This is a genomic window from Mycoplana dimorpha, from assembly GCF_003046475.1.
GTDB classification, from domain to species: domain Bacteria; phylum Pseudomonadota; class Alphaproteobacteria; order Rhizobiales; family Rhizobiaceae; genus Mycoplana; species Mycoplana dimorpha.
Genome location: NZ_PZZZ01000003.1, coordinates 150,994 through 176,538, shown reverse-complemented (window position 1 = coordinate 176,538; position 25,545 = coordinate 150,994). Strand labels below are relative to the sequence as shown.

General features: G+C 61.1%; 22 protein-coding genes and 2 pseudogenes. 16 read left to right on the top strand and 8 right to left on the bottom strand.

What is annotated here, in order from left to right; translation table 11 throughout:
* The first annotated feature begins 1 nt into the window (after position 1).
* From C7449_RS07765 to C7449_RS07750, 4 genes are read left to right on the top strand one after another with little or no spacing between them, the layout of a single operon-like run.
* Entirely contained in the window at positions 2–1,114 is a 1,113-nt protein-coding gene (locus tag C7449_RS07765) for a CgeB family protein (RefSeq protein ID WP_108002226.1), read from the top strand.
* Complete coding sequence (locus C7449_RS07760) at positions 1,111–2,196, top strand: CgeB family protein (protein ID WP_108002225.1); 1,086 nt, start codon at positions 1,111–1,113, stop codon at positions 2,194–2,196. Before C7449_RS07765 ends, C7449_RS07760 begins: the two co-directional genes overlap by 4 nt.
* Positions 2,193–3,305, top strand: coding sequence for a CgeB family protein (locus C7449_RS07755; RefSeq protein ID WP_108002224.1), 1,113 nt, complete (start codon positions 2,193–2,195; stop codon positions 3,303–3,305). Before C7449_RS07760 ends, C7449_RS07755 begins: the two co-directional genes overlap by 4 nt.
* 13 nt (positions 3,306–3,318) lie before the next feature.
* Positions 3,319–4,368 carry a UDP-glucuronic acid decarboxylase family protein gene (locus tag C7449_RS07750; RefSeq protein ID WP_108002223.1) on the top strand — a complete coding sequence of 350 codons (1,050 nt, stop codon included), beginning with the start codon at positions 3,319–3,321 and terminating at the stop codon, positions 4,366–4,368.
* 22 nt (positions 4,369–4,390) lie between these two features.
* On the opposite strand, the gene C7449_RS07745 is transcribed toward C7449_RS07750, so the two are convergent.
* Positions 4,391–4,804 carry a hypothetical protein gene (locus tag C7449_RS07745; RefSeq protein ID WP_108002222.1) on the bottom strand — a complete coding sequence of 138 codons (414 nt, stop codon included), beginning with the start codon at positions 4,802–4,804 and terminating at the stop codon, positions 4,391–4,393.
* 361 nt (positions 4,805–5,165) lie between these two features.
* Between C7449_RS07745 and C7449_RS07740 the strand changes: the two are divergent.
* Positions 5,166–5,617: pseudogene (locus tag C7449_RS07740) on the top strand (hypothetical protein).
* 99 nt (positions 5,618–5,716) lie between these two features.
* Here C7449_RS07740 and C7449_RS07735 read toward each other — a convergent pair.
* From C7449_RS07735 to C7449_RS07715, 5 genes are all read right to left on the bottom strand, one after another.
* A complete protein-coding gene (locus C7449_RS07735) occupies positions 5,717–7,441 on the bottom strand; it encodes an ABC transporter permease (RefSeq protein ID WP_108002221.1) in 1,725 nt (574 codons plus the stop codon).
* Positions 7,442–7,460: 19 nt separating this feature from the next.
* Positions 7,461–8,558 (bottom strand): ABC transporter ATP-binding protein, encoded by a 1,098-nt coding sequence (locus C7449_RS07730; RefSeq protein WP_170115826.1) that lies wholly within the window; start codon positions 8,556–8,558, stop codon positions 7,461–7,463.
* A 191-nt stretch (positions 8,559–8,749) separates the two neighbouring features.
* Positions 8,750–9,859, bottom strand: coding sequence for an ABC transporter substrate-binding protein (locus tag C7449_RS07725; protein ID WP_170115825.1), 1,110 nt, complete (start codon positions 9,857–9,859; stop codon positions 8,750–8,752).
* Between the two features lie 359 nt (positions 9,860–10,218).
* Complete coding sequence (locus C7449_RS07720) at positions 10,219–11,031, bottom strand: hypothetical protein (protein ID WP_108002218.1); 813 nt, start codon at positions 11,029–11,031, stop codon at positions 10,219–10,221.
* Positions 11,032–11,202: 171 nt separating this feature from the next.
* Entirely contained in the window at positions 11,203–13,059 is a 1,857-nt protein-coding gene (locus tag C7449_RS07715; protein WP_108002217.1) for a helix-turn-helix domain-containing protein, read from the bottom strand.
* A 436-nt stretch (positions 13,060–13,495) separates the two neighbouring features.
* Between C7449_RS07715 and C7449_RS07710 the strand changes: the two genes are divergently transcribed.
* From C7449_RS07710 to C7449_RS22025, 8 genes are all read left to right on the top strand, one after another.
* Positions 13,496–14,491, top strand: coding sequence for a flavin reductase (locus C7449_RS07710; RefSeq protein WP_146165058.1), 996 nt, complete (start codon positions 13,496–13,498; stop codon positions 14,489–14,491).
* A 132-nt stretch (positions 14,492–14,623) separates the two neighbouring features.
* Positions 14,624–16,129, top strand: coding sequence for an aldehyde dehydrogenase (locus C7449_RS07705; RefSeq protein WP_108002215.1), 1,506 nt, complete (start codon positions 14,624–14,626; stop codon positions 16,127–16,129).
* A 10-nt stretch (positions 16,130–16,139) separates the two neighbouring features.
* Positions 16,140–17,228, top strand: coding sequence for an LLM class flavin-dependent oxidoreductase (locus C7449_RS07700; RefSeq protein ID WP_108002214.1), 1,089 nt, complete (start codon positions 16,140–16,142; stop codon positions 17,226–17,228).
* Positions 17,225–18,448, top strand: coding sequence for an alpha/beta fold hydrolase (locus tag C7449_RS22380; protein ID WP_108002213.1), 1,224 nt, complete (start codon positions 17,225–17,227; stop codon positions 18,446–18,448). Before C7449_RS07700 ends, C7449_RS22380 begins: the two co-directional genes overlap by 4 nt.
* 95 nt (positions 18,449–18,543) lie before the next feature.
* The gene (locus C7449_RS07690) at positions 18,544–19,143 is read left to right on the top strand and encodes an amino acid synthesis family protein (protein ID WP_108002212.1); all 600 of its coding nucleotides are present in this window, start codon (positions 18,544–18,546) and stop codon (positions 19,141–19,143) included.
* Between the two features lie 182 nt (positions 19,144–19,325).
* Positions 19,326–19,721, top strand: coding sequence for a type ISP restriction/modification enzyme (locus C7449_RS22035; RefSeq protein ID WP_245414319.1), 396 nt, complete (start codon positions 19,326–19,328; stop codon positions 19,719–19,721).
* A 568-nt stretch (positions 19,722–20,289) separates the two neighbouring features.
* Positions 20,290–20,517, top strand: coding sequence for a hypothetical protein (locus tag C7449_RS22030; protein ID WP_245414318.1), 228 nt, complete (start codon positions 20,290–20,292; stop codon positions 20,515–20,517).
* 130 nt (positions 20,518–20,647) lie between these two features.
* Positions 20,648–20,908: a hypothetical protein gene (locus tag C7449_RS22025; RefSeq protein ID WP_245414317.1), complete on the top strand. Its 261-nt coding sequence runs from the start codon at positions 20,648–20,650 to the stop codon at positions 20,906–20,908.
* Between the two features lie 237 nt (positions 20,909–21,145).
* On the opposite strand, the gene C7449_RS07670 is transcribed toward C7449_RS22025, so the two are convergent.
* Together C7449_RS07670 and C7449_RS07665 are read right to left on the bottom strand one after the other, a co-directional pair.
* The gene (locus C7449_RS07670) at positions 21,146–21,757 is read right to left on the bottom strand and encodes a hypothetical protein (protein WP_108002210.1); all 612 of its coding nucleotides are present in this window, start codon (positions 21,755–21,757) and stop codon (positions 21,146–21,148) included.
* Positions 21,758–21,770: 13 nt separating this feature from the next.
* Entirely contained in the window at positions 21,771–22,391 is a 621-nt protein-coding gene (locus C7449_RS07665; RefSeq protein ID WP_108002209.1) for a hypothetical protein, read from the bottom strand.
* Between the two features lie 456 nt (positions 22,392–22,847).
* Between C7449_RS07665 and C7449_RS07660 the strand changes: the two genes are divergently transcribed.
* The 3 genes and pseudogenes from C7449_RS07660 to C7449_RS07645 all read left to right on the top strand — a co-directional run.
* Entirely contained in the window at positions 22,848–23,765 is a 918-nt protein-coding gene (locus C7449_RS07660) for a hypothetical protein (protein ID WP_108002208.1), read from the top strand.
* Between the two features lie 279 nt (positions 23,766–24,044).
* On the top strand, positions 24,045–25,046 hold the full coding sequence (locus tag C7449_RS07650; RefSeq protein WP_245414316.1) for a DUF429 domain-containing protein: 1,002 nt from the start codon (positions 24,045–24,047) through the stop codon (positions 25,044–25,046).
* A pseudogene (locus C7449_RS07645) lies at positions 25,036–25,422 on the top strand (NYN domain-containing protein); the annotation flags it as partial. The gene C7449_RS07650 and the pseudogene C7449_RS07645, both read left to right, overlap by 11 nt.
* Between the last annotated feature and the right edge of the window lie 123 nt (positions 25,423–25,545).

Here is a 25,545-nt window from a genome sequence, read left to right as displayed (position 1 = left end):
CATGAAGTTCGTATTCTACACGCACTCGCTGATATCGGACTGGAACCACGGCAACGCGCATTTCTTGCGCGGGGTGATGCGCGACCTGGTCTCGCGCGGACACGAGGCGGTGGCGCTGGAGCCCGCGGATTCCTGGAGCCGCTGCAGCCTGGTGGCCGAACGGGGCGGTGCGGCGATCACCGATTTTCATCGGGCGTTCCCCGAACTTCGCACGAAAATCTATACCGGCGCGTGCGATCACGAGGCGGAGACCGGCGACGCGGACGTCGTCGTGGTCCACGAGTGGACCGATCCGGCGCTGGTGGCGCGGATCGGGCGCATTCGCCGCGACGGCGGCAGGTTCGTGCTGGCCTTCCACGACACCCATCACCGCGCCGTGTCCCGCGGCAGCGAACTCGCCAGTCTGGATCTCGGCGACTACGACCTGGTGCTGGCTTTCGGCGAAACGCTTCGGCAGCGCTATCTCCGTGCCGGCTGGGGGCGGCAGGTCGTGACCTGGCACGAGGCGGCGGACGATCGGCTGTTCCGGCCGCTGCCGGAGGTGGAAAGGACGAACGACCTCCTCTGGGTCGGCAACTGGGGCGACGGCGAACGCAGCGACGAGATCATGACCTATCTGGTCGGGCCGGTCCGGCAACTCGGCATCCGCGCCGCCGTGCGCGGGGTGCGCTACCCGGCTGAAGCCATCGAACTGCTGCGCGATGCCGGTATCGACTACGGCGGCTGGATCGCCAATGCCGACGTGCCGCGGGCCTTCGCCGGAAGTCGCCTCACGGTGCACATCCCGCGCCGGCCCTATGTGCAGGCGCTTGCCGGGATCCCGACGATCCGCGTCTTCGAGGCGCTCGCCTGCGGGATCCCGCTGGTCTCCGCGCCCTGGCAGGACAGCGAAGGCCTGTTCCGGCCGGGGCAGGACTTCCTGTTCGCCCGAAGCGAAGGAGAGATGACGCAGCACCTGCGTGCGATCCTCTCGGACCCGGCCCTCGCCGCGGCGCTGTCTGCGTCGGGCCTCGAGACCATCCGCGCGCGGCATACCTGCCGGCACCGCGTCGACGAGCTTCTGTCCATCCTCGCCGGACTCGGCAGGACGCCACTACGGGAGACGGCCGCATGAAGATCGCGTTCTATGGTTCGAGCCTGTTGTCGGCCTATTGGAATGGTGCTGCGACCTACTACCGGGGGCTGCTGCGCGCCCTTGCCGCCCGGGGCCACGCGATCACCTTCTACGAGCCCGACGTCTACGACCGGCAGACCAATCGCGACATCGAGCCGCCCGACTGGTGCCACGTCGTCGTCTATGCGGGCACCGTGCCGGCACTGAAGGCGGCGGCGGCCGAGGCGGCGGCTGCGGACGTCGTCGTCAAGGCGAGCGGCGTCGGTTTCGAGGACGACCTCCTGCTGAAATGCCTACTTGCCGCAGCCCGGCCGGGCGCGCTCAAGCTGTTCTGGGACGTCGACGCGCCTGCGACGCTCGCCGCCCTGCGGGCTGACCCCGGCAGTCCGCTGCGCCGCGCGCTTCCGAGCCTCGACGCCGTGCTCACCTACGGCGGCGGCGAGCCCGTGGTAGAAGCTTATCGGGAGGTCGGTGCCGGGCTGTGCGTACCGATCTACAATGCACTTGATCCAGAAACGCATCGGCCGGTGCCACCGAAGCCGCGATTTGCCGCCGACCTCGCCTTCCTCGGCAACCGCCTGCCGGACCGCGAGGCCCGGGTGGAAGCGTTCTTCCTGCAGCCGGCCACGCACCTTTACCGCCACCGATTCCTGCTCGGCGGCAGCGGCTGGCAGGACAAGTCGCTGCCGCCGAACGTGCGCTATCTCGGTCACGTACCGACCCGCGACCACAACGCCTTCAACACCTCGCCGCTCGCGGTGCTCAACATCTCGCGACAGGACATGGCGACCAATGGCTTCTCGCCGGCGACCCGCGTCTTCGAGGCGGCCGGGGCCGGGGCCTGCCTCGTCACCGATGCCTGGGAAGGGATCGAACTGTTCCTGGCGCCCGGCGAGGAGGTGCTGGTCGCCCGCGACGGGCAGGATGTCGAGGAGATCGTCTCGCAACTGACGCCCGAGCGGGCTGCCGAGATCGGCGCCGCCGCGCTGCAGCGCGTGTTGCGACACCACACCTACGACCAGCGCGCAGCCGAGGTCGACCGCGTCCTCGCCATGCTGGCGAAGCGGGAGGCCGCCGAATGACAGATCAGCTCGACATCGCCTTTCTCGGCCTGTCGCTGTCCTCCTCCTGGGGCAACGGCCACGCCACCACCTACCGAGCCCTTCTGAAGGGGCTGGACGCGGACGGGCATCGGCTGCTCTTTCTCGAGCGTGACGTCCCCTGGTATGCCCAAAACCGCGACCTCGCGGACCCCGAATTCTGCGCGCTTTCGTTCTACCGCGACGTACCGGACCTGCTGGCGCGCTTTTCGGATCGGCTGGCGAGCGCCGACGCGGTGGTGGTCGGCTCCTACCTGCCGGACGGCGTGGCCGTCATCGACGCCTTGCTTGGCTTACGGAACGAAGGCGTGTGCTTCTATGACATCGACACGCCCGTGACGCTGGCAAAACTCGACAAGGGAGACGAAGCTTATCTGGCACGGCGCCAGATCCCGCGTTTCGACCTTTATTTCTCGTTCACCGGCGGTGCGGTGCTGGAGCGGCTGGAACGGGTGTATGGCGCCCGGCGTGCGATCGCGCTTTATTGTTCCGTGGCCGCGGAAAGCTATCGCCACACCGGCGAGCCGGCATCCTGGGACCTTGGCTATCTCGGCACCTACAGCGACGACCGCCAGCCCGTCCTAGAGCGGCTGCTGATCGAGCCGGCCCGCCAGTTGCCGCAAATGCGCTTTGTCGTCGCCGGACCGCAATATCCAGCGACAATCGACTGGCCGGCCAACGTCGAGCGGATCGAACACCTGCCGCCGGCACGGCACGCCTCGTTCTACAGCCGCCAGCGCTTCACCCTCAACGTCACCCGCGCCGACATGGTGGCGGCAGGGTGGTCGCCGAGCGTGCGGCTGTTCGAGGCGGCGGCCTGCCGGACGCCGCTCATCAGCGACTGCTGGCCCGGCCTCGACGAATTGTTCGGCAGCGCGCTCGTGGTCGTCGGCGATACTACCGACGTGGTTCGCGCCCTCACGGTGATCGATGAACCCCGAAGGCAGGACCTGGCGGCGCGGGCACAGGCCTGCGTGCTCCGTCGCCATACGGGACAGGTCCGCGCCCGCGAATTCGCCTCGGCGCTCCGATGCCTGGGCCTGAGAGAAAAGCAAAGGCTCCCACGGCAGTCCCGACAGGCGCGGGTATAGAAGGAAGGTTCCGATGTTGCAGCGATCCAATGCTTTCGGCAGCAAGACCGTGCTCGTCGCAGGCGGTGCCGGTTTCCTGGGCTCCCATCTTTGCGACGCACTCCTGGAGCTCGGGCACCGCGTCGTCTGCGTCGACAGTTTCCTGACGGGATCATTCGAGAATATCGCGCCACTGCAGAACCATCCGTGCTTTTCGGTGGTCCGGCACGACATCTGCGAGCCCCTGCCGGCGACGATCGCGCTCGACCAGATCTACAATCTCGCTTGCCCCGCCTCGCCACCGCGCTACCAGGCGGATCCGATCCATACTATGATGACCAGCGTCGCCGGCACGACCAACCTGCTCAAGCTGGCCAGGCAGCACGACGCCACGTTCCTGATGGCCTCGACCAGCGAGATCTACGGCGATCCGGAGCAACATCCGCAGGACGAGAGCTACCTGGGTCACGTCAACTGCACCGGGCCGCGCGCCTGCTACGACGAGGGAAAGCGCGCCGCCGAGGCACTCTGCTTCGACAGCCTGAGATCCGGCGCAATCGATGCGCGGGTCGTGCGCATCTTCAACACCTACGGACCGCGGATGCAGCCGGACGACGGTCGGATCGTCTCGAACCTGATCGTGCAGGCGCTGCGCGGCGAGCCGCTGACGATCTTTGGAAACGGCCAGCAGACACGGTCATTCTGCTACGTCTCCGATCTGGTTGAGGGCCTGATGCGCCTGATGAACATCGATCCCAATCCGGGCGTACCGATCAATCTCGGCAATCCGGGCGAGTTCACGATCGCCGAACTGGCGGAGATGGTGCTCGCGCGCGTGCCGACGCGCTCCAAGATCGTGCACCGGCCCCTGCCTGCCGACGATCCGAAGCGCCGCCGCCCCGACATCACCCGCGCCAAGGAACTGCTCGGCTGGGAGCCGAAGGTGGTCCTGTCGGAAGGGCTGGAGCACACGGTCGCCTGGTTCCGCCAGCAGGTCCGCCCGCTTGAGGCGGCCGCCAAGCGGCCGCTCCGGCCGGGCGCCGAGCACCGGGGCAACCCGTGCCGCGCCGACGCCGGCCGGTGAAACGCTCGCAGATTGCCTCAAACTAGATACTCTTCAGCAGCCGCAGGGCACAATCCGGATCCTGGCACCCCGCCTCATACAGCCGCATCACCCGACGGGCCATCTGCTGCGCTTCCTCGCTGTCTTTCGGCAGCGTCGGATTTTGATTGGCCAGCCAGAAGATGGAGGTCATGAGCGCGACGTCCTCCGGACCGAACACGCCCTTCTTCGCGCCCGTTTCTTCACCGTGCGGAGAGAAACGGTGCCGCGCCGCTGCTGTGCCGCACGCGATAAGCTCGTCATAAAGCACCAGGCCACGATCATACAGCGTCGACAGGTAGTCGCGCAGCCAGTCCTGGTTGGGCTGCCGGTTATCAAACCAGCCGTTGCTGCTGATGGCATCGATGCGGTCGATCGCCTTGAGCTTCTGCCGCTTTCGGATGAAATTCCGACGCACGATCTCTTCCCTGGAAAGCGGAAGAAATCGTTCCGATGCCGACGGAAAACCGACGGCAGTCGATGATGATATACGCCCGCCACCGCAATTCAACTGCCGGCATAAGGGCGCACCAGCCTTGATGATGGCGCGAACTGGTAACGCACCTCGCGAGAATCCCTGGCCATGGGTAAGCCCTCCCGGCGGGCGTCCTTCTTGCTGTCCGGCACGCTGCGCCTCCTTGATCGGCGCCTAAAACACACGGCGTTTTGCGATGTTCCACGTCCGGGGCTTCCATGTCGAAATCAAAAAAGAAGGCTGGAACCTTGGTGCAGCCGGCATCGTTGACCAGATCGGACACACAAAGACTCCGGAGGCGCCAATGTCGAACACCTCAAAGACCGGAACCGACGAATGCAACACCGGAACCAGCGGCACGACGTTCGGTTCCTCGGCCGAAAGTCGAGCCCAGAGGGAGGATGCCTCGCTGCTTTCATCCCCCGAAGTCGGGAAGGGCGAGCCCCTCAACATCTATCGACTGGTTCCGATCGCCGAGCCGGGTGATCCGCGATGGGACAATGGGCCCTATGAAGGCGAGGTTCTGGTCGCCGCGCGCACGGCAGAGACGCCCGGATCGTCGCGTCCGGGCGAGAGCTCGATTACATGGACATCGATGCCGCGCCGGCCGATGACGTCACGACCGCAAACGCAAGCGCGTTCCGCTCCGAAAAGCTTTATACCGTCATCGAGGTCGAGCACGGCAGGACAGATCTGGAACGCGGGGTTCTGGCGGGAGAGATTTCAGTCGCAACGATCAAGCCCAGCCAGATATGACCGGCATCAAGGCTCGCGCTCGGCGCCCGCACCCTATCACCCGCGACCGGGAGACCCGCCGGCAGGCGGGTCACGGCCGGGGAATGACGGGAGTCTACGCTAGCTCTCCGGTCCGATGACTTTGCGTCCGGCGATCCACTGCCCCACAACCACCAGCACGACCATGCAGCAAAGGGCGACAATTCCGTACGCCGAGGCCTTCCCGACCTCGCCTCCGTCCCACATGTGATAGGCGACGACCGAATAGGGCTCGTTGCCATATGACGACAGAAGGAGGGACGCGGAGATCTCACGAAAGCCTCTCAGGATCGTGTAGATGAAACCGACGAGCAGCGTGGGGCCGAGAAGTGGGAGGGAAATGGTCCGAATGGTTCGGAACCAGCCAGCCTTCGAGATCAGCGCAGCTTCCTCGAGTTCCCGATGGATTTGCGAGAAGCCCGAATAAGTCAACCGGACGCCATAGGGCAGGAAGCGGGTTACGAACGCGATCCAGATGATCAGCAGCGTTCCGTAAATCTCAAGCGGCACGTTGAGGTAGAGGATCGAGAGGCTCAACCCGATCACCAGGCCGGGAACCGCGATCGGCGTGAAGGCCAGCATGTCGACCGTTCTGGAAAACCAGTTGCGGGTCCGCACCTGGAGCCAGCCGATGACGACGGCCAGCGACATCACGACAAAGGCGGCGCTGACGCCGACGATCAGCGTATTACCGATGCCCCTCAGCGCCGCCGGATCGTCAAGCAGCATCCGGTACGAGTTGAGTGAAATCAGGCTCAGCCCCGCGATCGAGGGCACCTGGAGATAGGGCATGAGCGAGGTCCAGCCGAGAATGAACATCGGCAGGCCGACAATCAGCCCGAGCAGCAGGCAGACGCCGGCAAACACGGGAAGCCGTGCTCTGCCGAGTTCCAAGGCCTTCTGGTTGAAGCCGCGGCCGCGCACCGTGACGTAGCGATCGGCATTGGCGGTGAGGCGCAGGTAGTAGAAAGCCAGCGCCATGGTGATCACGAGAAGCAGCACCGAATAGACGCTGGCGGTGTGGGTGTCGGTCGGCACCCTGATATGGGCGATGTAGATCTCGCTGGCGAGCACGTTGATGCCTGCGGGAAGGCCCAGCACGATCGGCACCATCACGTCCTCGATCGACAGGATGAAATTGATCAGAAGGACGGCACCGAACGCGGGCAGCATGATCGGCAACAGGATCGTCATGATCACCTTGATGCTACGTGCCCCGCATATTGCGGCGGCCTCCTCGAGCGCCGGGTTCATTGCGGCGAAGGCCGGCCACAGCCAAAGGAACACCAGCGGCACCTCGAGAACGCCGCCGACCCATATCATTCCGGCCATGGAGTTGGCGTTGAAGATCGAGCCGAGTCCGATCGCCTGCGTCACGACGTTCAGCAGGCCGACGTTGGTATCAAGCAGAAGCACCCATCCAATTGCCGAAAGGACCGGCGGCATGAACAGCGGAAACAGCGCAAACAGCATCACGAATTTCTTGGCCGGAATATCCGTCCGCTGCACCAGCCATACCAGGGACCCGCCAATCAACAGGGCGACGAGGGAAGACCCCGCGGCATAAATGATGGAATTCATGAGAATGCGGTAGGTCCGCCACTGCCCCAACATCTCGTAGAAGCCGGAGAGCGAATAGGTTCGTTCGCCTCCTGCTGGCACCACGGACAGGGATTCGTTGAACAGCACGAACAACGGGAAGATGACGAGGTATGTGACGATGATCGCGCAGATACCGATCACAAGATTTCTGACCGCGTAGCCATTTCCGAAGACGTTGCGAGCGGTGATGCCGAGTCTATTCATTGCTATGGGCCTTGGATGATCAGGTAGACGGGACGCAGCAAGCGCTGACGATCTGAAGGTCGATGGCCTCGTTCAGATGCTCGCGAATCTTCTTGCAGTCGGGCCGCCCCAGCAGCGATCGGCCATGGAGGGCTATATCGCCGGCGCGTGCCACCCAGTCGATGGTATCCCCGACGAATTCAACGCTGTCGATCCGGGCGCTGAAGACGGGAGCGCCGGGCTGTGCCGCACCTTCGGATGGCAAGATCTCCGACTGGCGCACATAGACAAAAACCGACGTTCCCGGCGGATGATCGGCAAAATGTCGGCAGTGGACAACCCCGAGCGGCGTTTCTACAACCAGGAGATTGTCATCCGTCCTGCCCCGAACGGTGCCCGAGACCTTCGTCCTTGCGCCCAGAAACTCGGCCCCGAATTCGGAGCGTGGCGTGGTGTAAAGCTCTTCCGGGCTGCCGAGTTCGCGGACCTTCCCCTTGTTCATGATCGCGACCATGTCGGACATGGAGAATGCCTCTTCCTGGTCGTGGGTCACATAGAGAGCCGTGAACTTGAGTTGCTGGTGGAGAGCGCGGATCTCGGATCGCATCGTCTCTCGAAGCTTTGCATCGAGATTGCTGAGCGGCTCATCGAACAGGATGACCTTCGAGCGACCGGCGATGGCTCTGGCGAGCGCCACACGCTGCTGCTCGCCACCGCTCAGCAGCGGTGCCGGCCGGTCGGCCAGATGGCCGAGGCCTACGAGATCCAGGCTCCAGGCCACTTCCTTGCGGATGTCCTCCCTGCTTTGACCCTGGCATTTGAGCGGATAGGCGACATTCTGGAAAACGGTCATGTGCGGCCAGATCGCATAGCTCTGGAAGACCATGCTGAGTGCCCGCTTGTATGGCGGCAGATTTCTGCCCGCTTCAGCAGAAAACACCGAGACGCCGTTGATCTTTATTTCGCCCTGATCCGGCCGCTCCAGACCCGCGATGCAACGCAGCGTCGTACTCTTCCCGCAGCCGCTTGGCCCAAGTAGCGTGAAGAAATGTCCGTCCTGTATTTCCAGGGAAAGGTCGTCGACCGGTGTATATTTGGAACCCGGATACGTTTTGTACAGACGAGAAATCTGGATCACGATAACACCTTGTCGCTTCCGACACTTGCAGTTTCACACTCAACGCCCGCCCGGACCCGACTGCGGATTGTCATCAGCGTCAGCATTGGAAGCCAGCCCGCCTTTGCGGCGGCCTTCGGCGGCTTGAGACCGCCGAAGGCTCGCTTCGGAATGCTTTGCGCGTGTGACAGTGTGGCGGGCGTTGCCTAATCTCAGGTTCTGATGAACAGGTCTTCAAAGAGCCGATCGAATGGCACCGGATCGGCGAGAAGCTCGGCCGAGAGGCTGATGACATTCTTGGCGCCCTCGATCACCTCGGCTCCCGGATAGGCAATATCCGGGCGCGGCCCGATCTGGCTTAGCTCCGGATACGCGGCCTGGCCTTCCTTTGAGAGGATCCAGTCGTAGAGAAGCGCTGCCGCATGAGGATGAGGTGCGTCTTTCATTATGAACTGGTACATCGGCACCACCAGCAGCGGATCGGGCACCACATAATCGATCGGTGCGCCGGTCGCTTGCGCGATCTTCACATCGCTCAAATTGGCATCGAAGCCGACGCCGATCTGTCCGCTCGACAGGGCCGCCAACAGAGCGGAGTTGGAATCGAACAGCCGCGGCTTTTGCTCAGCCACTTGCTTGATGACCGCCCCGCCCTGTTCGTCGCCGAGCGCCTTCAGCACGCCGGCAACCCAGCGACCGCCATTGGAGGTTCGCCCGAGCATCCCCTTCAATTCGGGCGCAGCCAGATTGTCGAGCGTGACTGGCACGCTGCCGGTTTCGATGCGGTTGCGATTATAGGCGACGACGCAGGGCGCGAACCAATGCGTGGTCCAGTAACCTTCGGGATCGAGATAGTCGCTCGAGAACGAAGCCGCCTCGGGCGATACGTAGCGTGCCAACAGGCCCATGTTCTGGAGAATCGCCAGCTGCACCGCCGGAGCGTGCAGCACATCGGCTACGGGCCGGCCGGCCTGGGACTCGGCTACCGACCGCTGCAACAGTTCGCGAGAAGATACCCGCACGAACTCGGCCTCGATTTCCGGGAAGGCGCTCGTGAAGGCCGTGCCCCATGCCCGCAGCAGGTTCGGAGCATCGGAACCGTAGAGGACAACCTTGCCCTCCTTGGCGGCTTCCGCCCGCAGGAACTGCGTCCGCTCGGCGGCTGGTACATCCTTCAACGCGTCCAGGATATCCTGGACGTTTGACTTTGCCGCCGAAGCCCGGGCCGATGCAGAAAACCCGAAAGTCGAAGCGACGCCGAGCGCGGCTCCGGAAACGGCCAACATGCGTCTGCGCGTGATGTTCTTGCTGTTAGATTGCATTTCCACCTCCCATTCGGCCCTTGCGGACATGTTGGCGACGCGCTGCCGGGACGACCTCCCGCGCAGAACCGCCGACATGTGTGAAGGCGCCATCTCCCAAGTTGACGCGTTTGCGATCGGACTGGCCTGAACCCCCTCTAGCCAGTGGCCAGCCCTTCGCTTGCTGCCGCATGCCGAGCACGCGGCAACACAATTTTTCACTGCCCGCTCGAGGCGGGAATTCAACCTCACCGCTTATCTGAGTCGCGAGGCAGCGAGCGCCGGAAGGCGACACTCGGCGACACGCAACGCCGGGACGACTCCCGCCATCCTTGGCAGGAAACTCCCGTGACCGTCGCCTCCAACGTCATCGCTCAGGATCAGCCGAGCGTTCCGTAGCAGTATTCACGGAACGCAGGCCCGCTGGTCACCTCTTTCTCGTTCGCGAAAAGGGTCATGCGGCCGTACTGCTGGCGCAGCATCGAGTCCATCGACTTCGAGACCAGCCGGGTCTCCCAATAGCCCAGTTCCTCGAACGCGATGCGGTAATTGGTGTCGCCCGCCTTGGCGTAGAACGTGTTCTGCTTGTGCGAGGACATTTCCGGATCGGCGCTCAGCAAGGTGCCGTCCGGCCTGACAAGACGGAAATAGTCGTACTTGGAGAAGCCGAAAACGCCATCCGCTCCCCACAGGGCCAGCGAACCGTCGGGTTTGGTGCTCTGCAGGAAACGGTAGCCCCAGTAGCGCGGGCTCTCTGCCCACATCACACGCTTGCAGTATCCGTGACCGCTATAGGTCTTCCCCTTGTAGGTAGCCGTTCCGGACATATCCGGCCAATGAATGACGCCTTCGTTGTCCGGGTCGGCCGGATCCTTCCACGCAAAGACGTTGCGCTCCTTCAACTCCATGGAGAAGGCGACCTCGCCGGAGTCATCCCGGCACACAATCGAAACACCGCCATCGACGTCAACGATCTGAAGGGTCCGCGAGGAAATGTCGAGATAGTCGGCAGCGGATTGCTGCAAGGTGTTTTCGTGCCGGAAGATCTCACGCACGCCACCGTCGTATACCCAGGCCGTACTGACCTCGATCGACTCACCGGTGAAAACGTGGACGCAAAAGAACAGGTCGTCGCAGAAAAGATGCCACTTCAGCGTCTCGTGGGTTCCCTGCAGTCCGCGTGGTTGCCTCATCGAATTCTCCCTATGCGCTTGCCGGGCAGCCACAACGCGGCGCCCGTCCTCTCATGTCGTTGCCAATGTAGGAAAATGGGCAAAAGCCAACTATCTACGTTTTGTAGAACATCGCGGCCACTTGTTCGTCGGATTGCAGAACGCGCAGGCCCCTGACGCCCTGGACAGCCATCACCCTGCTCGCTTCTTCATATGCCGAAGCCGCATGGCCAACCAGAGGGAGAAGCGGACGTCGGGGCATCCGACATCGACATTCAACGCGTCATTGAGCCGGCCGAGCCGGTAGCGGAGCGTCGAGACGTGAACGCCGAGCGCTTCCGAGGCGCTCTGATAGCGGCAACCTTCCTCGATAAATACTTCGGCAGAGCGCAGCAGCTCGGTTCCGTGCGCGCTGTCATATTCGTCGATTGGACTGAGCGTCTGCTCCACATATGCCTCCAGCGAGCTGTCGCCCAACGCCGACACGAGAAGCGAAAAGGCACCGAAGTCCCCGGCGTGCAAGGTGCCCGACCGCCCGAACAGCTTGGCCAGCCGCAAGAGCTGGACACACCCCTCCCACGCCGGCGCATAGTCCTTCGGTTCCCGGCAGACAGGCCCCACGGCGAGTGCGGGATCGGCTCCGGTGATCGACTTGACGAGCTGCCGGACTCTCGCGACGAGCATCTCGCCGTCGCCACTACCGACCTTGGCGGACAATGGAATGAGAATCAGGCAGGCATCGCCCTGCCAAGAGACAACAGCATCGCGATTGACGGCATGAAGTCCGTTGACAAGTTTCTGCTGGAGGTAGTCCGCATCGTCGGGGGCGCTGCCGCTCTGCTGGAACGCCAGCAGTTGGGAGGGTCGGGTAAGATCAATCCCCAACCTTCCGGCGCGGCGGACAATCTGCGGATCGCTCGACCAATTGCCCCCCAGCAATTCGTCGAAGAATTCCGCGATCGCATTGGCCTTTCCATGAAGCTGAACGTAGGCGCGCATCAGTTGCACGCAGAGCGCAAATTTCGCCTCCTGAGCGATCAGCAGCTCAAGATCATCAAGCGCGGCTTCGCGTGAAAACAGGAAGAGCGCTCCAACTGTGTGCCCGTCGACGATCAACGGTTCGACAAAGGTCTTGAGTTCTAACGTTGCGTCCTCGCCCTGTATGTGGAGCACCTGACACTTCTTGAATTCAGACGCGCCCTGCGACTGCGACAGCTCCAGCAGTTGGGAAGAAGCGGCGCCCTTGACCAGCAGCGCCCATTCCCGGTCGTTGATCCGCGCCGGGTTGGGAGATCCGCCGACGTGAAATTCATCGGCGATTCCGTCGAAAAGAACGACCGCATGTGGCAGCATGCTGGCGACTATCTCGGTCACCTTGGCCGTGGTGCTGCCCGCGAGGACCCGCTCAAGAAGGCTGATATTGATCTCGCGTGCGCGTTGCAGCCGCTCGGCGGTCTGTCGTTCGGCTGCCAGCGATTTCCCTCTTTGCACGGCCACCGACGCGAGGTGCGAGATCGTGAGCAGCAGATCGAGTTCGTCCTCATCCACCTCGATGCGGGTGCGCGCATTCACCGAAAAGACCATGTCGCGGCCGAGGCTGTCGGTCGCATGCATCGGCAATATAACCACCGTGTGATAATCCCTGGCGATCGCATCCTCCCGGTAATCGGGAAAAGCGGCATCGACTTGCGCGTCCGCGATGACGACGGGGGCACGGGTTTCAGCGACACGCAATGCCGGACTGCGAAGCAGATTCCACCGCGTGGAAAGCCCGGCCAGGTCGGTGACATGAGGATCGCACCGCGCGATGAGCTCGGACAATCCGGCAGTTCGGTTGAGTGCCATGATGCTGCTTGCCGACCAGCGCGTGTGCTGGCAGACGGCGAAGACAATGTGATCGAGAACGGTCGCCGGATCGGAACTGACGTTGATCAAGCTCGATATTGCACGCAGGCTCGCAATCCGTTGCCTGTATTCAGTGGGAGCCCCGGCCGGCAGTGCATTGACTGCGGTGTCCTCGCCACTCGTTGTCAGGTTCGGCAGATCCATCGGGTCAAGGTCCTACTTTTTGCTTTCCAAATCTGTGAGGCTGCATTGCGCAGCTCCAGGCGGCGCGGTTCTGAAGGAAGCTTCCGCATCAGGACAAGAGCCAAAGCGTCCGCGACATGGCCATGATCCGCGTGAAACGAGCGCTTAGAGCATCGCGCAAAGAGATGCAGTTGGCGTCAGCGACTTGCCCTGCGGAGCCAGCGTGCCATCGGCGCCGGCCGGCCACTTTGGAATGGGGTCGCAGCCCACATTTTCGTGGCAATTCAACACTGAATAGCGATCGCATTGATCAATGTTCTAACACCGCCGGCCCTCGTCAGCCTTGAAGGAAACGTCAGTCAATAGAGGTTCGGCTTCCTTGATTCGTAGATAGCGAGCCACCGCGTTATGGAAGACTAAGGAGGCATAGTAAACACGGCATCGAGGTTTGGCAGAGATGAATAAAGCGATCCGCGTGCCTCTGGATCATCTGGACCCGTCGCATCTTCGCCGGATCTTTGGTTCCTTTCTTACCGGTGTGACCATCGTCACGACAATCGATGGCGAAGGGCAGCCGCGCGGATTTACGGCAAACTCGTTCACTTCGGTTTCCCTCGATCCTCCCTTGGTCCTGGTCTGCATCGACCGCAAGGCCGCCAGCCTCCGGGCTTTTGCCTCGTGCGAGCGGTTTGCCATCAATGTGCTGGCCGAATCGCAGCGGGATCTATCGTCCCGGTTCGCCTCCAAGACCGGCGACAAGTTCGCAGGCGTCTCCTTCGAGAAGATCGGCGCCGGCCCGCCGCTGCTTGCGGGCTCCCTGGCATGGATAGACTGCGAAAATCACCAGATTGTGGAGGTGGGCGACCATGTTCTGCTGGTGGGCAAGGTCGTGTCGCTTCATGAAGGAGCCGGCGAGCCGCTTGGATTTTTCAAGGGCGGATACGTTTCCTTCAGCCTGGAACGAGAAACGCCCAAGATCGCTCCCAATACCGTTTTCGGCTGCATCGTGGAGCATGACGGCAGTGTCCTGCTCATGCGCGAGCACGATGGGAGCGACGTCTGGACTATCCCGGGCGCCGCATCGACATCGGCCCAAGCCCATATGGGCGGCCTGATCGCGAAGCTCGACGATCTCGGCGTGCCGGTGGACGTTAACTTCCTTTACTCGGTGTTCGAACTGCTCGACCAGCGGCAAACCTATATCGTCTATCGGGGGACTGTTCGCGAGCGTCCCAATCTGCGCGATTGCGAGTGCTTCAAGTTTTTCAGCCGCGATGACCTCTGTTGGGAGCGCCTGAAACATCCGCAGCTGTCGACCATGCTGCGCCGCTATTTCGACGAGCGCGATCGGTCCCGTTTCGGAGTTTATGTCGATTCCAAGGACGGGGGCCGCGTAGCCAAGCTGGAGGACGCCGTCCTTCCTTTCTCCTCTATCGAAATGCTCGCGCAATGAGCCAGACAGCCGGGCGAAACCACGCCGGCCGGCGGCCGGCGCGATGGGCGGACGCCAGCGAAGGGGGCGATGCAAGCCCCCGGTCGCGTGCGCAGGGAGGAACAAGTGTCTCGATCACCAGGGAGTAGCACGATGCTAGACGTGAGTTCGGTTGAGGGGTCACGCCAGGGTCTGTGGATTGGCGGCGTGATGGTCAAGCCGTCGCAAGATCTCTACGGCCAGAGCTATGACCCGACCACCGGTCAGCCCTGGTACGAGTTCGCGCGGGGCAACGCAGCGGACGTGGCAGCCGCCGTTGCTGCCGCCAAGGACGCGTTGGCCTCGCCATCGTGGCGCCGCACCACGCAAGCCGACAGAAGCCAGCTCTTGCGCCGATTGGCCGACCTGATCGCACGCGATTCGGAAAGGCTGGCGCTCCTGGAGACCCGCGACAATGGCAAGCTGCTCAAGGAGAGCAGGGCGCAGATGAGGGTTCTGCCGGAGACCTACCACTATTACGCCGGCAGTGCGGCCACGTTCGAAGGCTCGACCATACCGGGCAACAAGCTCGATATGCTGAACCTGACGCTTCGCGAGCCGATCGGCGTGGTCGGCATCATCGTACCCTGGAACTCGCCGCTCTACCAATTGAGCTGGACCCTGGCCCCGTGCCTGGCGATGGGCAACACCGTCGTGATCAAGCCGTCGGAGCACACCTCTGTCTCGACGCTGGCCTTGGCGCAACTGATCGAGGAGGCAGGCTTCCCGCCGGGCGTCGTGAACGTGGTTACCGGGCTTGGCAGCGAGGCCGGCGCGGCGCTTGCCTGCCACAAGGACGTTGCCAAGATCGCCTTCACCGGCTCCAGCACGACCGGCCGCGAGATCGCCAGGGCGGCGGCAGGCAACGTTGCCCAGACCAATCTCGAGCTTGGCGGGAAATCTCCGCACTGCATCTTCGCCGATGCGGACGTCGACCGCGCCGCCCGCGCGGTCCTCGGCGGCATATTCGGCGCAGCTGGTCAGAGCTGCGTGGCGGGTTCACGTATTTTCGTCCAGTCGGCGATCTATGACGATTTTGTCGAGCGCCTTGTCGCGCTGACCGCTTCGGTGCGCGTCGGCCATCCGGCGGACGATGTCGACCTGGGGCCGCTTGCCCTGAAGGAGCAACTCGAAAAAGTTGCGCGCTACGTCGGCTACGGCAGGCAAGAAGGAGCGCGCCTGATTGCGGGCGGAAAGCAGCCGCAACTCGCCGAGCAGACCGGGGGCTGGTACTTCGAGCCGACATTGTTTGCCGACGCCAGCAACGACATGCGCATCGCGCAGGAAGAGATCTTCGGGCCTTTCGGGACAATCATCCGCTTTGAAGACGAACGCGACCTCGTGGCGCTGGCGAACGACACGCCCTACGGCCTCGCGGCAGGCGTCTGGACCCAGGACATCGAGCGCGCGTTTCGCTTCGCCCGCGACGTCGAGGCGGGCACAATCTGGGTGAACACCTATCGCAGTCCCTCATACGCCACGCCGATGGGCGGGTTCAAGGATAGCGGATACGGGAAGCATTACGGCATCGAAGCTCTACGCGAATATTCGCGCCTGAAGAGCGTCATCCTCGATTATTCCGGCAACACTTACGACACCTTTGTAATGCGCGTTAGGTAGGGATGCACTCATGAAATTTGCGATTGTTCTTAACCTCGACCGTTTCTCGGAAGAGACCCCGATCACGGTTGTCTGGGAGCGTCTGCTCGAAATGCTGACCATCGCCGAAGACGGTGGTTTCGAGATGGCCTTTACTGCCGAACATCACACGATCGAAACGACCATTGCTCCGAACCCATTTCAGGTCCTCGCCCATTGGGCAGCCCATACCAAACGCATCCGCCTCGGCACGGGCGTCGTTTCGGCCTCCTATTGGCATCCGATTCGTCTCGCCGGAGAAGCAGCCCTTTGTGACATCATAACCGGCGGCCGGTTGGAGCTTGGCATCGGCCGCGGCAGCTATCAGTACGAATTCGACCGCATGCGTCCTGGCATCGATCAGCGTGAAGGCGTCGCCTTCATGAAGGAACTCATGCCGGCTGTACGGGCGTTGTGGCGCGGAGACTACGCCCACTCCGGCGAATACTGGCAGTTCCCGACGACGACTTCGGTGCCAAAGCCGCTACAGTCGCCGGAGCCGCCGATCTGGGTGGCGGCTCGCGACCCGGGAACCTTCGACTGGGCGGTGGCCAGCGGAATGAACATCATGTCCACCCCGCTGCACGCCCCTCACAAGGAGGTCGAGGCGTTGATGGAACGCTTCGAGACAACGGTTGCACGCCATCCCCACGTTCCGCGCCCCAAGATGATGATGCTTCGCCGCACCAGCGTCTACGAAAGCGCCGCCGACTGGGAAGTGCCGATCACCGCACTGACGAATTACGGCCGCTATTTCGAAAACCTGTTGAAGAATGTCGGCACCGTCAGAAACGGTTTTCCCGAGCCGGTCGACTATTCGGTCGTCGCCAACAAATCCGACTACGCTCCGGAATCGCTGCTTAAGAACATGATGTTCGGAACCCCGGACGAAGTCATCCGCAAGCTGAGAGCCTATGAAGCGCTCGGCATCGACTATTTCCTCTATGGTGCCTCGTTCGGGCAGGACTACGAGACGATGAAGCGTTCGCTCCAGCTCTTTACCCGCCACGTGATGCCGGCGTTTAGTGAGACAAACCGTACCGGCGGGCCCGCGTCGAACGCGGGACGGCAGACGGCATGACGACGTCGCGAGACGAAGCGGCCAGCATCATGCATCTGCCGCCGGGCTTGAACGTACGGCTCAAGGGCGATGCTGCCGGGCGCCGGGTGGTTTTCATTCATGGTGTCGGCTCGCATCTCGAAAGCTGGGACGGCGTGATCGGCAGGCTGGGGCCAGGCGTGCACAGCCTCAGCTACGATCTTCGCGGCCACGGGGAGAGCGAGAAGCCGCCTGGCCCCTACTCCATGGAGGATTTCGTTGCCGATCTGAAAGCGCTGGTCGACCGGCTTGGTTGGGCCCGCTTCGATCTGGTCGGCTTCTCGCTCGGCGGCCTCGTTGCGCAGGCCTTCACGCTGCGCTTTGCCGCGCAAGTGCGCTCCCTGACAATCGTGAGTTCGGTGGCAGGGCGCACGCCAGAGGAGCGGGAGAAGGTTCGGCAACGCGCACAGAAACTGCGGGAAAGCGGGGCTGCTGCCCATCTCGGCGAGGCTGTCGATCGGTGGTTCAGCGACGCCTTTGCAGCAGCTCATCCGGAAGTGATCGAGGCGCGGAAGGCCCGCAGCATGATGAACGATCCGGAAAGCTATGCGGCCGCCTATTCCGTCCTGGCTGAAAGCGATTTTGTCGATCGATTGAAAGAGATCGCCTGTCCGGCTCTTGTCATGACCGGAGAAAACGATGTCGGATCGACGCCTCGAATGGCGCAAACGATGTGCGATCTCATGCCCGATGCCAGGCTCCGGATCCTTCCAGGCCTGAAGCATTCGGTCCTGCTGGAGGCGCCGGACCTGGTCGGCGCACTCATCGAACAATTCCTGAGCGAAGTCCCGGAGGATCCTAGAATGGAACAGAGCCGCTATGAGCGGGGCCTCAAGATGCGCCGCGCGGTGCTAGGCGATGACTACGTCGACAGGTCGATTGGACAGGCCGATGCCTTCAACCGCGACTTCCAACGCATCGTCACGGAATATTGCTGGGGCGAAACCTGGGCCGACGAGACCCTCAGCCCGCGAGAGCGGTCGATTCTCAATCTCGGCATGATTGCCGCCCTTGGGCGCATGCACGAATTTGAACTCCATACCGCCGGAGCCCTCCGCAACGGCATTTCACACGACGAACTCAGGGCCATTCTGACGCAGATCGCGGTCTATTGCGGCATTCCCGCCGGGGTCGATTGCTTCCGTGTCGCCCGCAAGGTCCTGAACGCCGAAAAAGACCAACCAGAGAAAACTCCCGGATAACTGCGGGGCCGGTTTCTATCCGGTATTGCAAACACAAGGAAATGGAGCGGCCCGCAGTTTGAAGAGGAGCGGAGCTGCTCAAGGAGAGGTTCATCATGCCGTTCGAAATTCGCAAGATCGTTACCGTCAAAGAAACGACCTTCCAGGAAGGCGAGCGTGTTGTGACCACGCCGGTCACCATGCTGGCGGTGGCGGCCATCATTCGCAATCCCTGGCACGGGCGGGGCTACGTCCACGACCTTTCTGTCGAACAGAAAGACGGATGCGCTCAGCTCGGCCAGCAGATGGTCGACATCATATTGGAGGAAATTGGCGGCGCGGAGCGGATCGAAGCCTACGGCAAGGCTGCGGTCGTCGGCATGGATGGCGAGATCGAACACGCCTCGGCCGTGATCCACAATCTGCGCTTCGGGAACAAGTACCGGGATGCCGTGAAGGCCGAAAGCTACCTGACCTTCACCAACAAGCGGGGCGGTCCCGGAACGTCGATACAGATGCCGCTCAAGCATCTTCACGATGCCGCCGCCCGCTCGCACTTTCTGACGATGGAGATCATCCTGCCCGAAGCACCGGCACCGCACGAAATCGTGGTCGTGCTCGGTGCATCGACCGGCGGCCGGCCTCACGCCCGCATCCAGGATCGCAATTTCGACGCGGCGGAACTGGCGGCCGAGCAAGCGGCCGCGCCGGTATGATTGTTTCCTGCCGACGAGCGGCTGGGTTGTAGCGAACCTGGTGGCGCAAGGTCAGAAAGTGAGCAGTGCGCCAATAGATCGGCTGCAACGTATTGCATCTGCATGGTGAGGCTGCCCTTGTCATGCAGATGCGCCAATTTATTCAGATTTTCTTCCGGATCGCCATCCTGACATCAGCATAGATGCGCGCTTGCCGATTGTCGTGCAGTCGACATGCTGACCCACTCCTCAACGGAACGTGTCAAATAATTGATTTTCCTTCGGCTCACCAGTCGACAGGGCCACCGGCGCAATCCGGCACCTTCAGCCTCGATGTCCGCGTTCTCCGGCTCACCTACAAACTCGGCAATCGCTCCGGAATCGAATGGATCCTCGACCAATACAGGGAAAAGACACCGAAGGACCCGACTATCCGTGAAAGGTTCAACACCTATCGCTTCGCCGAACATAAGGAGAAGGTGATAGACTTGATCGCTCGCGTTACTCGCGTTTCCGTAGAGACAATGGATATTGTCGAGGCCATGAAACTTGCCCCGAGACGATCGGCAGACAACCAGACAACAGATGCGGCGGAGTAGTCGATCCCGTGTCTATTGTAGATCACAGCTCACACGATGCACGGGTGTTGAGGTGCTTTGCTGACCTAGAATTCTGCTACATCGGTGCGATCGAGGTTGAACGAGATTCTGACGGCACTCCTATCGAGCTTTTTCCTCAGGCCCGTTTCGCGCGAGCTGAGACAAATCCTCTGCACGCTTACGGCCAAGGCCCATTCTGCCGTTTTCACATAGGCTCCAAAATCAAGGCGGCGGGTCTGTATGTGGTGACTGTGACCGGGGAGCCGCTTTATGTCGGAGAGTGTGCGAACCTTCACAAGCGATGGGCCCATGGCTACGGCTCGATTTCACCGCGCAACTGCTTCAAGGGTGGTCAGCAAACGAATTGTCGGGTCAACAATCTCGTTCTCAAAACAGCCCGCGGTGGCAACCTAATTGAGCTCTGGTTCCGACCGCAGATTGGGTCGAAAGCGGACCGCGTCGCCGGTGAGGCCTCATTGGTGGACTCACTTCAACCGAGCTGGAATAGAAACATCGTCAAACGGCAATCCCCCCGCCCCTGGCCGCTTGTCCGGGCTTCGAAAGCGGCATGAACTACCGTGACATAGCACTTCTCGGTATCGACGTCGGCTTCTCGAAATATCGCCCGACGACGGGAATTGCCTGGATTGCCAACGGCACTTTCGGAGCAGCGAAGACGCACACCGACTGGGAGAGGCGCCGAAAAAATCTGCCTCCGGCAACGATGTTCTCCGTTATCGCCATCGATGGACCATTGGTGCCGGGGAACGCCGGATACCCTCGTCCGGACGTGTGAACAGTTGCTCGCGCGTGGTGCGTTTCAGAGGCGGTGCAATCCAGGCTCCAGTCATTACGGAACTGGTCTTCAACTGAAACGGGCCGCCCTCGAAACTGCGAACCAGATCAGGCACCTTGGATCCACCCAGATGCTCGGCCAGGCCGTCTTTCCTGAGGTGCCCATTATCGAGGCAATTCCGAACGCGCTTCTTGGCGTGATGCTCGAGGTCGCCTTCGCCGACGGACGAATTGCAAGAGGGAAGAAGTTCGACCGTATGTATGAACTTGCCGTCGAGAGCGGCCGGCTGTCTGCTCTGATGTCTCACCTCACCTGGACCGCGCCCGACCTGCTGCATGCTATTGAGCCGAGCGCGATCATGAGAAACGAGGCGCGTTCATCTGTCTTTTAACGGCAGCGTGTGCAGCGACAGGAAATGCTGAGATCGTCGGAGATCCGGTTAGCGGATGGATTTGGTTGCCGCCGAGGCCGCTGTCGGCAAATTGGGCAAAAGCAGCGTTAAATCAGAACGCAGCGCGCCTAGCTCAAACGATGCACGCCGTGGTCTCACAGAAGCTTACCGGCTTGCTCCGCGCGTTCTGATGTTGCGTCACTCTGTGTGCCTGAACTTCGATAGTGCTGCGCCTGGTTAACCGATTTCCGAATAGCTTCCATTCAATCCCGTCAGTTCCATTTGGCCTGACTTCGGCTTGGGCGCTCTTGATTTCTTGCGGCGTTTCGCCTTGCGGGGCGCTGAAATTCGGGGCGCACTGCGGATTCTGGCGATCTCTTCGGACCCGACCTTTCGCCTGCCGCGCAACGTCTGCCGCGCTGTAGTTTCAGAAAGGCCCAGCACACCCGCAATCGCCTTAACAGCGCCTCTCGGGATTTCCAGCGGAATAGGGTTATACATACCTTTCACCGCCTGAATGAACTCATCCAGTAACCCGCCCGCCGTTGCCCGTTGAAGCTGCTCAACTTGCCGGACGCCTTTCTTCCCAAGGAACGTCCGAAATTGCGCATTCTCCTCCTGAAGAACCCGGTTGCGCCGCTCCAAATCATCGATGACGCGCATGGTGCGGTCAGCGGACGAGCTGTTGAGGGTCACGCGAGGTTGCGTATCGTGCTTGCCCATCCACTTGTAGAGGGCGGTTGCCGCGTTGTTGCGCGTTCCTTCATTGTCGGATTGAATTTGCGAAAAGATGGCGTTCAGCCGTTCTTCCTCGCGCTGGCGCTCGGAAGGGGATAGGTCTTTAGCCATAGCGCGATTCCTCCTATTCCGCCGCGTCCGAACGTGGGTCGGAGGGGAGGCGCCGAGCGACACCGCCATCTTCATTTGGGCCGCCGGTGATGCGGTTCAGCACGTTGAGCAGGTCCTCATTCATCTTGCGGCGCTCTTCAGCGAGCAGGGTCAAATTTTCGACCTTGACTTTCTCGAGTTCCAAAGCGTGGTCGAATTCCACGGCCATTTGGTTGACGGCAAAACCGGCCTTCCCGGTGAGGTTGAGTTCCGATACCCGATCCAACTCCGCTCGCAAATCCGGTGCGTAAGTTGAGCGATCGATTGCGCGAATGCCTTGGAAGGCATCCGACCGTTTCACAAGTGCCGTTTCCGGAGTGAGAGGCGGGACGCCTTCAAATACGGAACTGATACGCCCGCGCGCGGCGGTCGATGGGCGGACCTTGGCGCCCACCAAATGAGCATACTTTCTGCCTTTCCGGCACTCTTTCAGGAAGGCGGCGCTAAGGCTTCGCTGCCGGGCGGGATCGAACACGTTTAGCTTCATCAGCACGTCCGGAACCGTCATTGGCCCGGGAGCGTCTTCCAAAAATTGCGCTACCTCAGCCACACTTGCTTTTGCCGAGGGCTCTTCATCCAACTTCAGGAGAGACATGTGATCCTCCCTTGATTTAGCAAACGCTTATGGACAATGCATTAATAAGTCAACATCCATAATCCGCACATGAGGTTGCATAATAAAAAAGCAACTATCAAGAAAGGCGGCGCCGCTGCGGCTACAAACGCGATCGGCGCTGTCTGCCAGCTCCCGACCTCTCACCGGACTTGCCCCGCAAACGCAACGAAGTGACCTTGTCCACAACTCGTTGTCGAGTATCGTCGAGCAACTGACTTACCGCCAACGTCCCTGCGATCGACTCCAAAAGTATTCAGACACTGTCGCTGGTATTTTGTGATCTTAGCCGAAGTCTGCTGGACGTATCGAGTAGCTTTCATCGAGTTCTCGACAATCGTAGACCTTTCTGACACCCTTGCGAAGAATGTGCTCCCTGTAGAGTCTCTAGCCAACCCGGCTAGTTGAAAAATTGTTTGTGCTTGGAGACGCGTGGCTGTGTCGGACGAACAGAGATTCCTCTTCCAAACCGAGCCCGATCGGTTCTGGGAAATCGTGATTAACGATGATTCGAAGGCGCGACTTGCGGCCGTCGGGACTCTTGATGATCTCCTGCTAGCCGAAGTTATCCGCTATGGACTCTTCAATAAAAAGGAAATGATCGGACCGCTTGCAAGTTTGTATCGCTGGCTGATAACGAAAATTCCTGAAGATGCGCGACTTGCTGCTTATATACATGTAGCAAGGTTTGTTGAACATACAACGATGGTATCAGTTAACGCGTTTCTACCATTCATCGTTGAGGACGATTCTAGGTCTATAGTCTCAACAGCCGTTATCGACTACGTGTCGCTTGGTCCGCTCAGCAACGGCGATCCAATGAGCCGCGTGAAAGACATTCTCGGGATGATCGAAAGAAATTTGCTAAAGAATGAAGGTGCCGCGTTTGGTGCGCTCTTGCACATTGGCGACAAGAGGGTCTGCAATTTGCTAACTAGCTTGCGCGATAGGCTCAATCAGCCCGCAATGAATAATGTCGTTCATTCGGGCACCGGGTTTATACATTCTGCCACTGCCGATTTTTATTTCGACTGGCTCGAGGGTATGGAAGGGACTGATCACGATGGCGCGTTTGGCATTGTGGCCTCCGGGCTCGGACTTCTGAAGAGGAAATGTCGAACTGATCAGGTTTTCACTGGGAATCGCCCATTTCCGGTGCGGAATGCGACACCGAAACAATGGGAAGCTTCGCAGAAGCCCATCCCTCTTGCGGACTATGTTCAGCGGGTTTCGCGCCGGATGTATGCGCTGGAACGAACCGAGCCGCCGCCACGAGTTATGCCGCATGTTCTGATGGCGTGGGGCCTGAGGCCGCTCACAGACCCTGCTGAAACCGCAGTCCTGGATGATCGCTAGCAGCCATTGCAACTCTACGATCTAAGAACCAACAAGCGCTTCACCCTAAAGGAGATTCCGATGACCCCGACTGGACCTCTTCTGGCTGAAGGACGACAACCTCGACGACACCGCCCTTTTGCCGCCCCCAGACCAAGTCGCGGCTGAGGTGGTCGAAAGTTGCCCTCGATAAATTCCGGAGCGTGTCGAAGGCGCTCGGCGGAGCGGGTGCGTGAGGCAGTGTTGCAATAGCGCGCCCTGACTCACAGCCGCTCGCTGGATTGCGTCGCGCGCCCTCCGATGCATCCGCAACACCAAGCATATCAATCGCGCCAGCGATTCTCCCTGGTCGATTTGCGCGACGGCGCAATCGTGCAACGCATTAATTGTCTGCGAACTCGTCGCCGCTATGTTGATCAACAGAAGGGGCCACAGCAGGTCTTCGACTTCGAGAAGACCAAGAACCTGGTCGAAGTGATCAAAGGACTGACGGGAGCGCTGCGGGGTAAGAAGCCAATGCTCGATCTAGACAAGGTGGCGCTGCTAGGTATTGACGTAGGCTTCTCCAGATCCCGACCGACGACGGGCATCGCTTGGAGCAACGGGAGAGCGTTCAAGGCCACAAACACCCACACCGACTGGCTGCGCCGAAGCCAGCACATTCCGGCGAGCACGACGTTCTCGGTGATCGCGATCGATGGTCCGCTCGTCCCTCTTGGTTCGGCTGACAGCCTCGACCGGCTCTGCGAGCGGATGTTCATCCGCGGCGCTTTTCAGTCTCGCTGCAAGCCTGGCTTGAGCCACATTGGGTATGGACGTGATTTGAGGCGTGCCGCTGCAGAGACGGCCGAGCAGGTCGTTCATCTCGCCGACCGGAATGTTTTGGTCGAAAAGGCTATTCGAAATGGCGCCTCGATCGTCGAGGCATTCCCCAATGCATTCTTGGGTGTTCTCTTGCCCGAGGCGCGCTTTGCCATGCCGGCGGCCGGCAAGCGCAAGAAATTTGATTGGCTCTATGATCATGCCGTCGATAGCGGAGTTCTCGAGAACCTTTTTCACACAATCGGATGGCTGAACCTCGAACTGATAGACGCTGTATTGGCCGAGAAGGATCACGAGAAGCGAGCCGCTTGGATATGCCTCCTCACTGCGGCTTGCGCTGCGGCCGGAAAATCGGAGGTCGTCGGCGACGAGGTTGGCGGGTGGTTTTGGTTGCCGCCAACAAATCTCTGGGCTCAATGGGCCCGTAACGCTTTGGCCCACAACACGATCAAGCTGCGGAGACAGAGACATGCCAGCTGAACCTCGTTCCCCGCGCCTTGCCGTCCTCATTGACGCCGACAACGCTTCGGCAAAGATCGTCGACGGCCTGTTCGAGGAGATCGCCAAGATCGGAGAGGCGAGCGTCCGCCGCATCTATGGCGACTTTGCGCTTGCACGCTCGAAGGCCTGGATCGATGTGCTCTCGAACCATGCGATCATTCCACAGCAGCAGTTCGCCTACACGACCGGCAAGAACGCCTCCGATATAACGCTCGTCATCGACGCGATGGATCTGCTGCACAGCGGACGCTTCGACGGCTTCTGCCTGGTGTCTTCTGACAGTGATTTTACTCGCCTCGCTTCGCGGATCCGTGAGCAGGGTGTGGACGTTTTCGGCTTTGGCGAGCAAAAGACCGTCGATCAGCCCGAGGGTAAGCCACTCCGGATCCGGGTCAAGCACTCTGGGTCAAAGAAGAAGGCTTGATTGCTGAAGGAAACGCTTCTGGTTGACTCACAGCCGCTCATCGGCTGGCGCCGA

What these genes read in the sequence shown, in the direction of transcription:
- C7449_RS07765 (WP_108002226.1), top strand. Translation starts at nt 2, where the DNA reads ATGAAGTTCGTATTCTACACGCACTCGCTGATATCGGACTGGAACCAC.
- C7449_RS07760 (WP_108002225.1), top strand. Translation starts at nt 1,111, where the DNA reads ATGAAGATCGCGTTCTATGGTTCGAGCCTGTTGTCGGCCTATTGGAAT.
- C7449_RS07755 (WP_108002224.1), top strand. Translation starts at nt 2,193, where the DNA reads ATGACAGATCAGCTCGACATCGCCTTTCTCGGCCTGTCGCTGTCCTCC.
- C7449_RS07750 (WP_108002223.1), top strand. Translation starts at nt 3,319, where the DNA reads ATGTTGCAGCGATCCAATGCTTTCGGCAGCAAGACCGTGCTCGTCGCA.
- C7449_RS07735 (WP_108002221.1), bottom strand. Translation starts at nt 7,441, where the DNA reads ATGAATAGACTCGGCATCACCGCTCGCAACGTCTTCGGAAATGGCTAC.
- C7449_RS07725 (WP_170115825.1), bottom strand. Translation starts at nt 9,859, where the DNA reads ATGCAATCTAACAGCAAGAACATCACGCGCAGACGCATGTTGGCCGTT.
- C7449_RS07720 (WP_108002218.1), bottom strand. Translation starts at nt 11,031, where the DNA reads ATGAGGCAACCACGCGGACTGCAGGGAACCCACGAGACGCTGAAGTGG.
- C7449_RS07715 (WP_108002217.1), bottom strand. Translation starts at nt 13,059, where the DNA reads ATGGATCTGCCGAACCTGACAACGAGTGGCGAGGACACCGCAGTCAAT.
- C7449_RS07710 (WP_146165058.1), top strand. Translation starts at nt 13,496, where the DNA reads ATGAATAAAGCGATCCGCGTGCCTCTGGATCATCTGGACCCGTCGCAT.
- C7449_RS07705 (WP_108002215.1), top strand. Translation starts at nt 14,624, where the DNA reads ATGCTAGACGTGAGTTCGGTTGAGGGGTCACGCCAGGGTCTGTGGATT.
- C7449_RS07700 (WP_108002214.1), top strand. Translation starts at nt 16,140, where the DNA reads ATGAAATTTGCGATTGTTCTTAACCTCGACCGTTTCTCGGAAGAGACC.
- C7449_RS22380 (WP_108002213.1), top strand. Translation starts at nt 17,225, where the DNA reads ATGACGACGTCGCGAGACGAAGCGGCCAGCATCATGCATCTGCCGCCG.
- C7449_RS07690 (WP_108002212.1), top strand. Translation starts at nt 18,544, where the DNA reads ATGCCGTTCGAAATTCGCAAGATCGTTACCGTCAAAGAAACGACCTTC.
- C7449_RS22035 (WP_245414319.1), top strand. Translation starts at nt 19,326, where the DNA reads ATGCGCGCTTGCCGATTGTCGTGCAGTCGACATGCTGACCCACTCCTC.
- C7449_RS22030 (WP_245414318.1), top strand. Translation starts at nt 20,290, where the DNA reads ATGAACTACCGTGACATAGCACTTCTCGGTATCGACGTCGGCTTCTCG.
- C7449_RS22025 (WP_245414317.1), top strand. Translation starts at nt 20,648, where the DNA reads ATGCTCGGCCAGGCCGTCTTTCCTGAGGTGCCCATTATCGAGGCAATT.
- C7449_RS07670 (WP_108002210.1), bottom strand. Translation starts at nt 21,757, where the DNA reads ATGGCTAAAGACCTATCCCCTTCCGAGCGCCAGCGCGAGGAAGAACGG.
- C7449_RS07665 (WP_108002209.1), bottom strand. Translation starts at nt 22,391, where the DNA reads ATGTCTCTCCTGAAGTTGGATGAAGAGCCCTCGGCAAAAGCAAGTGTG.
- C7449_RS07650 (WP_245414316.1), top strand. Translation starts at nt 24,045, where the DNA reads ATGCATCCGCAACACCAAGCATATCAATCGCGCCAGCGATTCTCCCTG.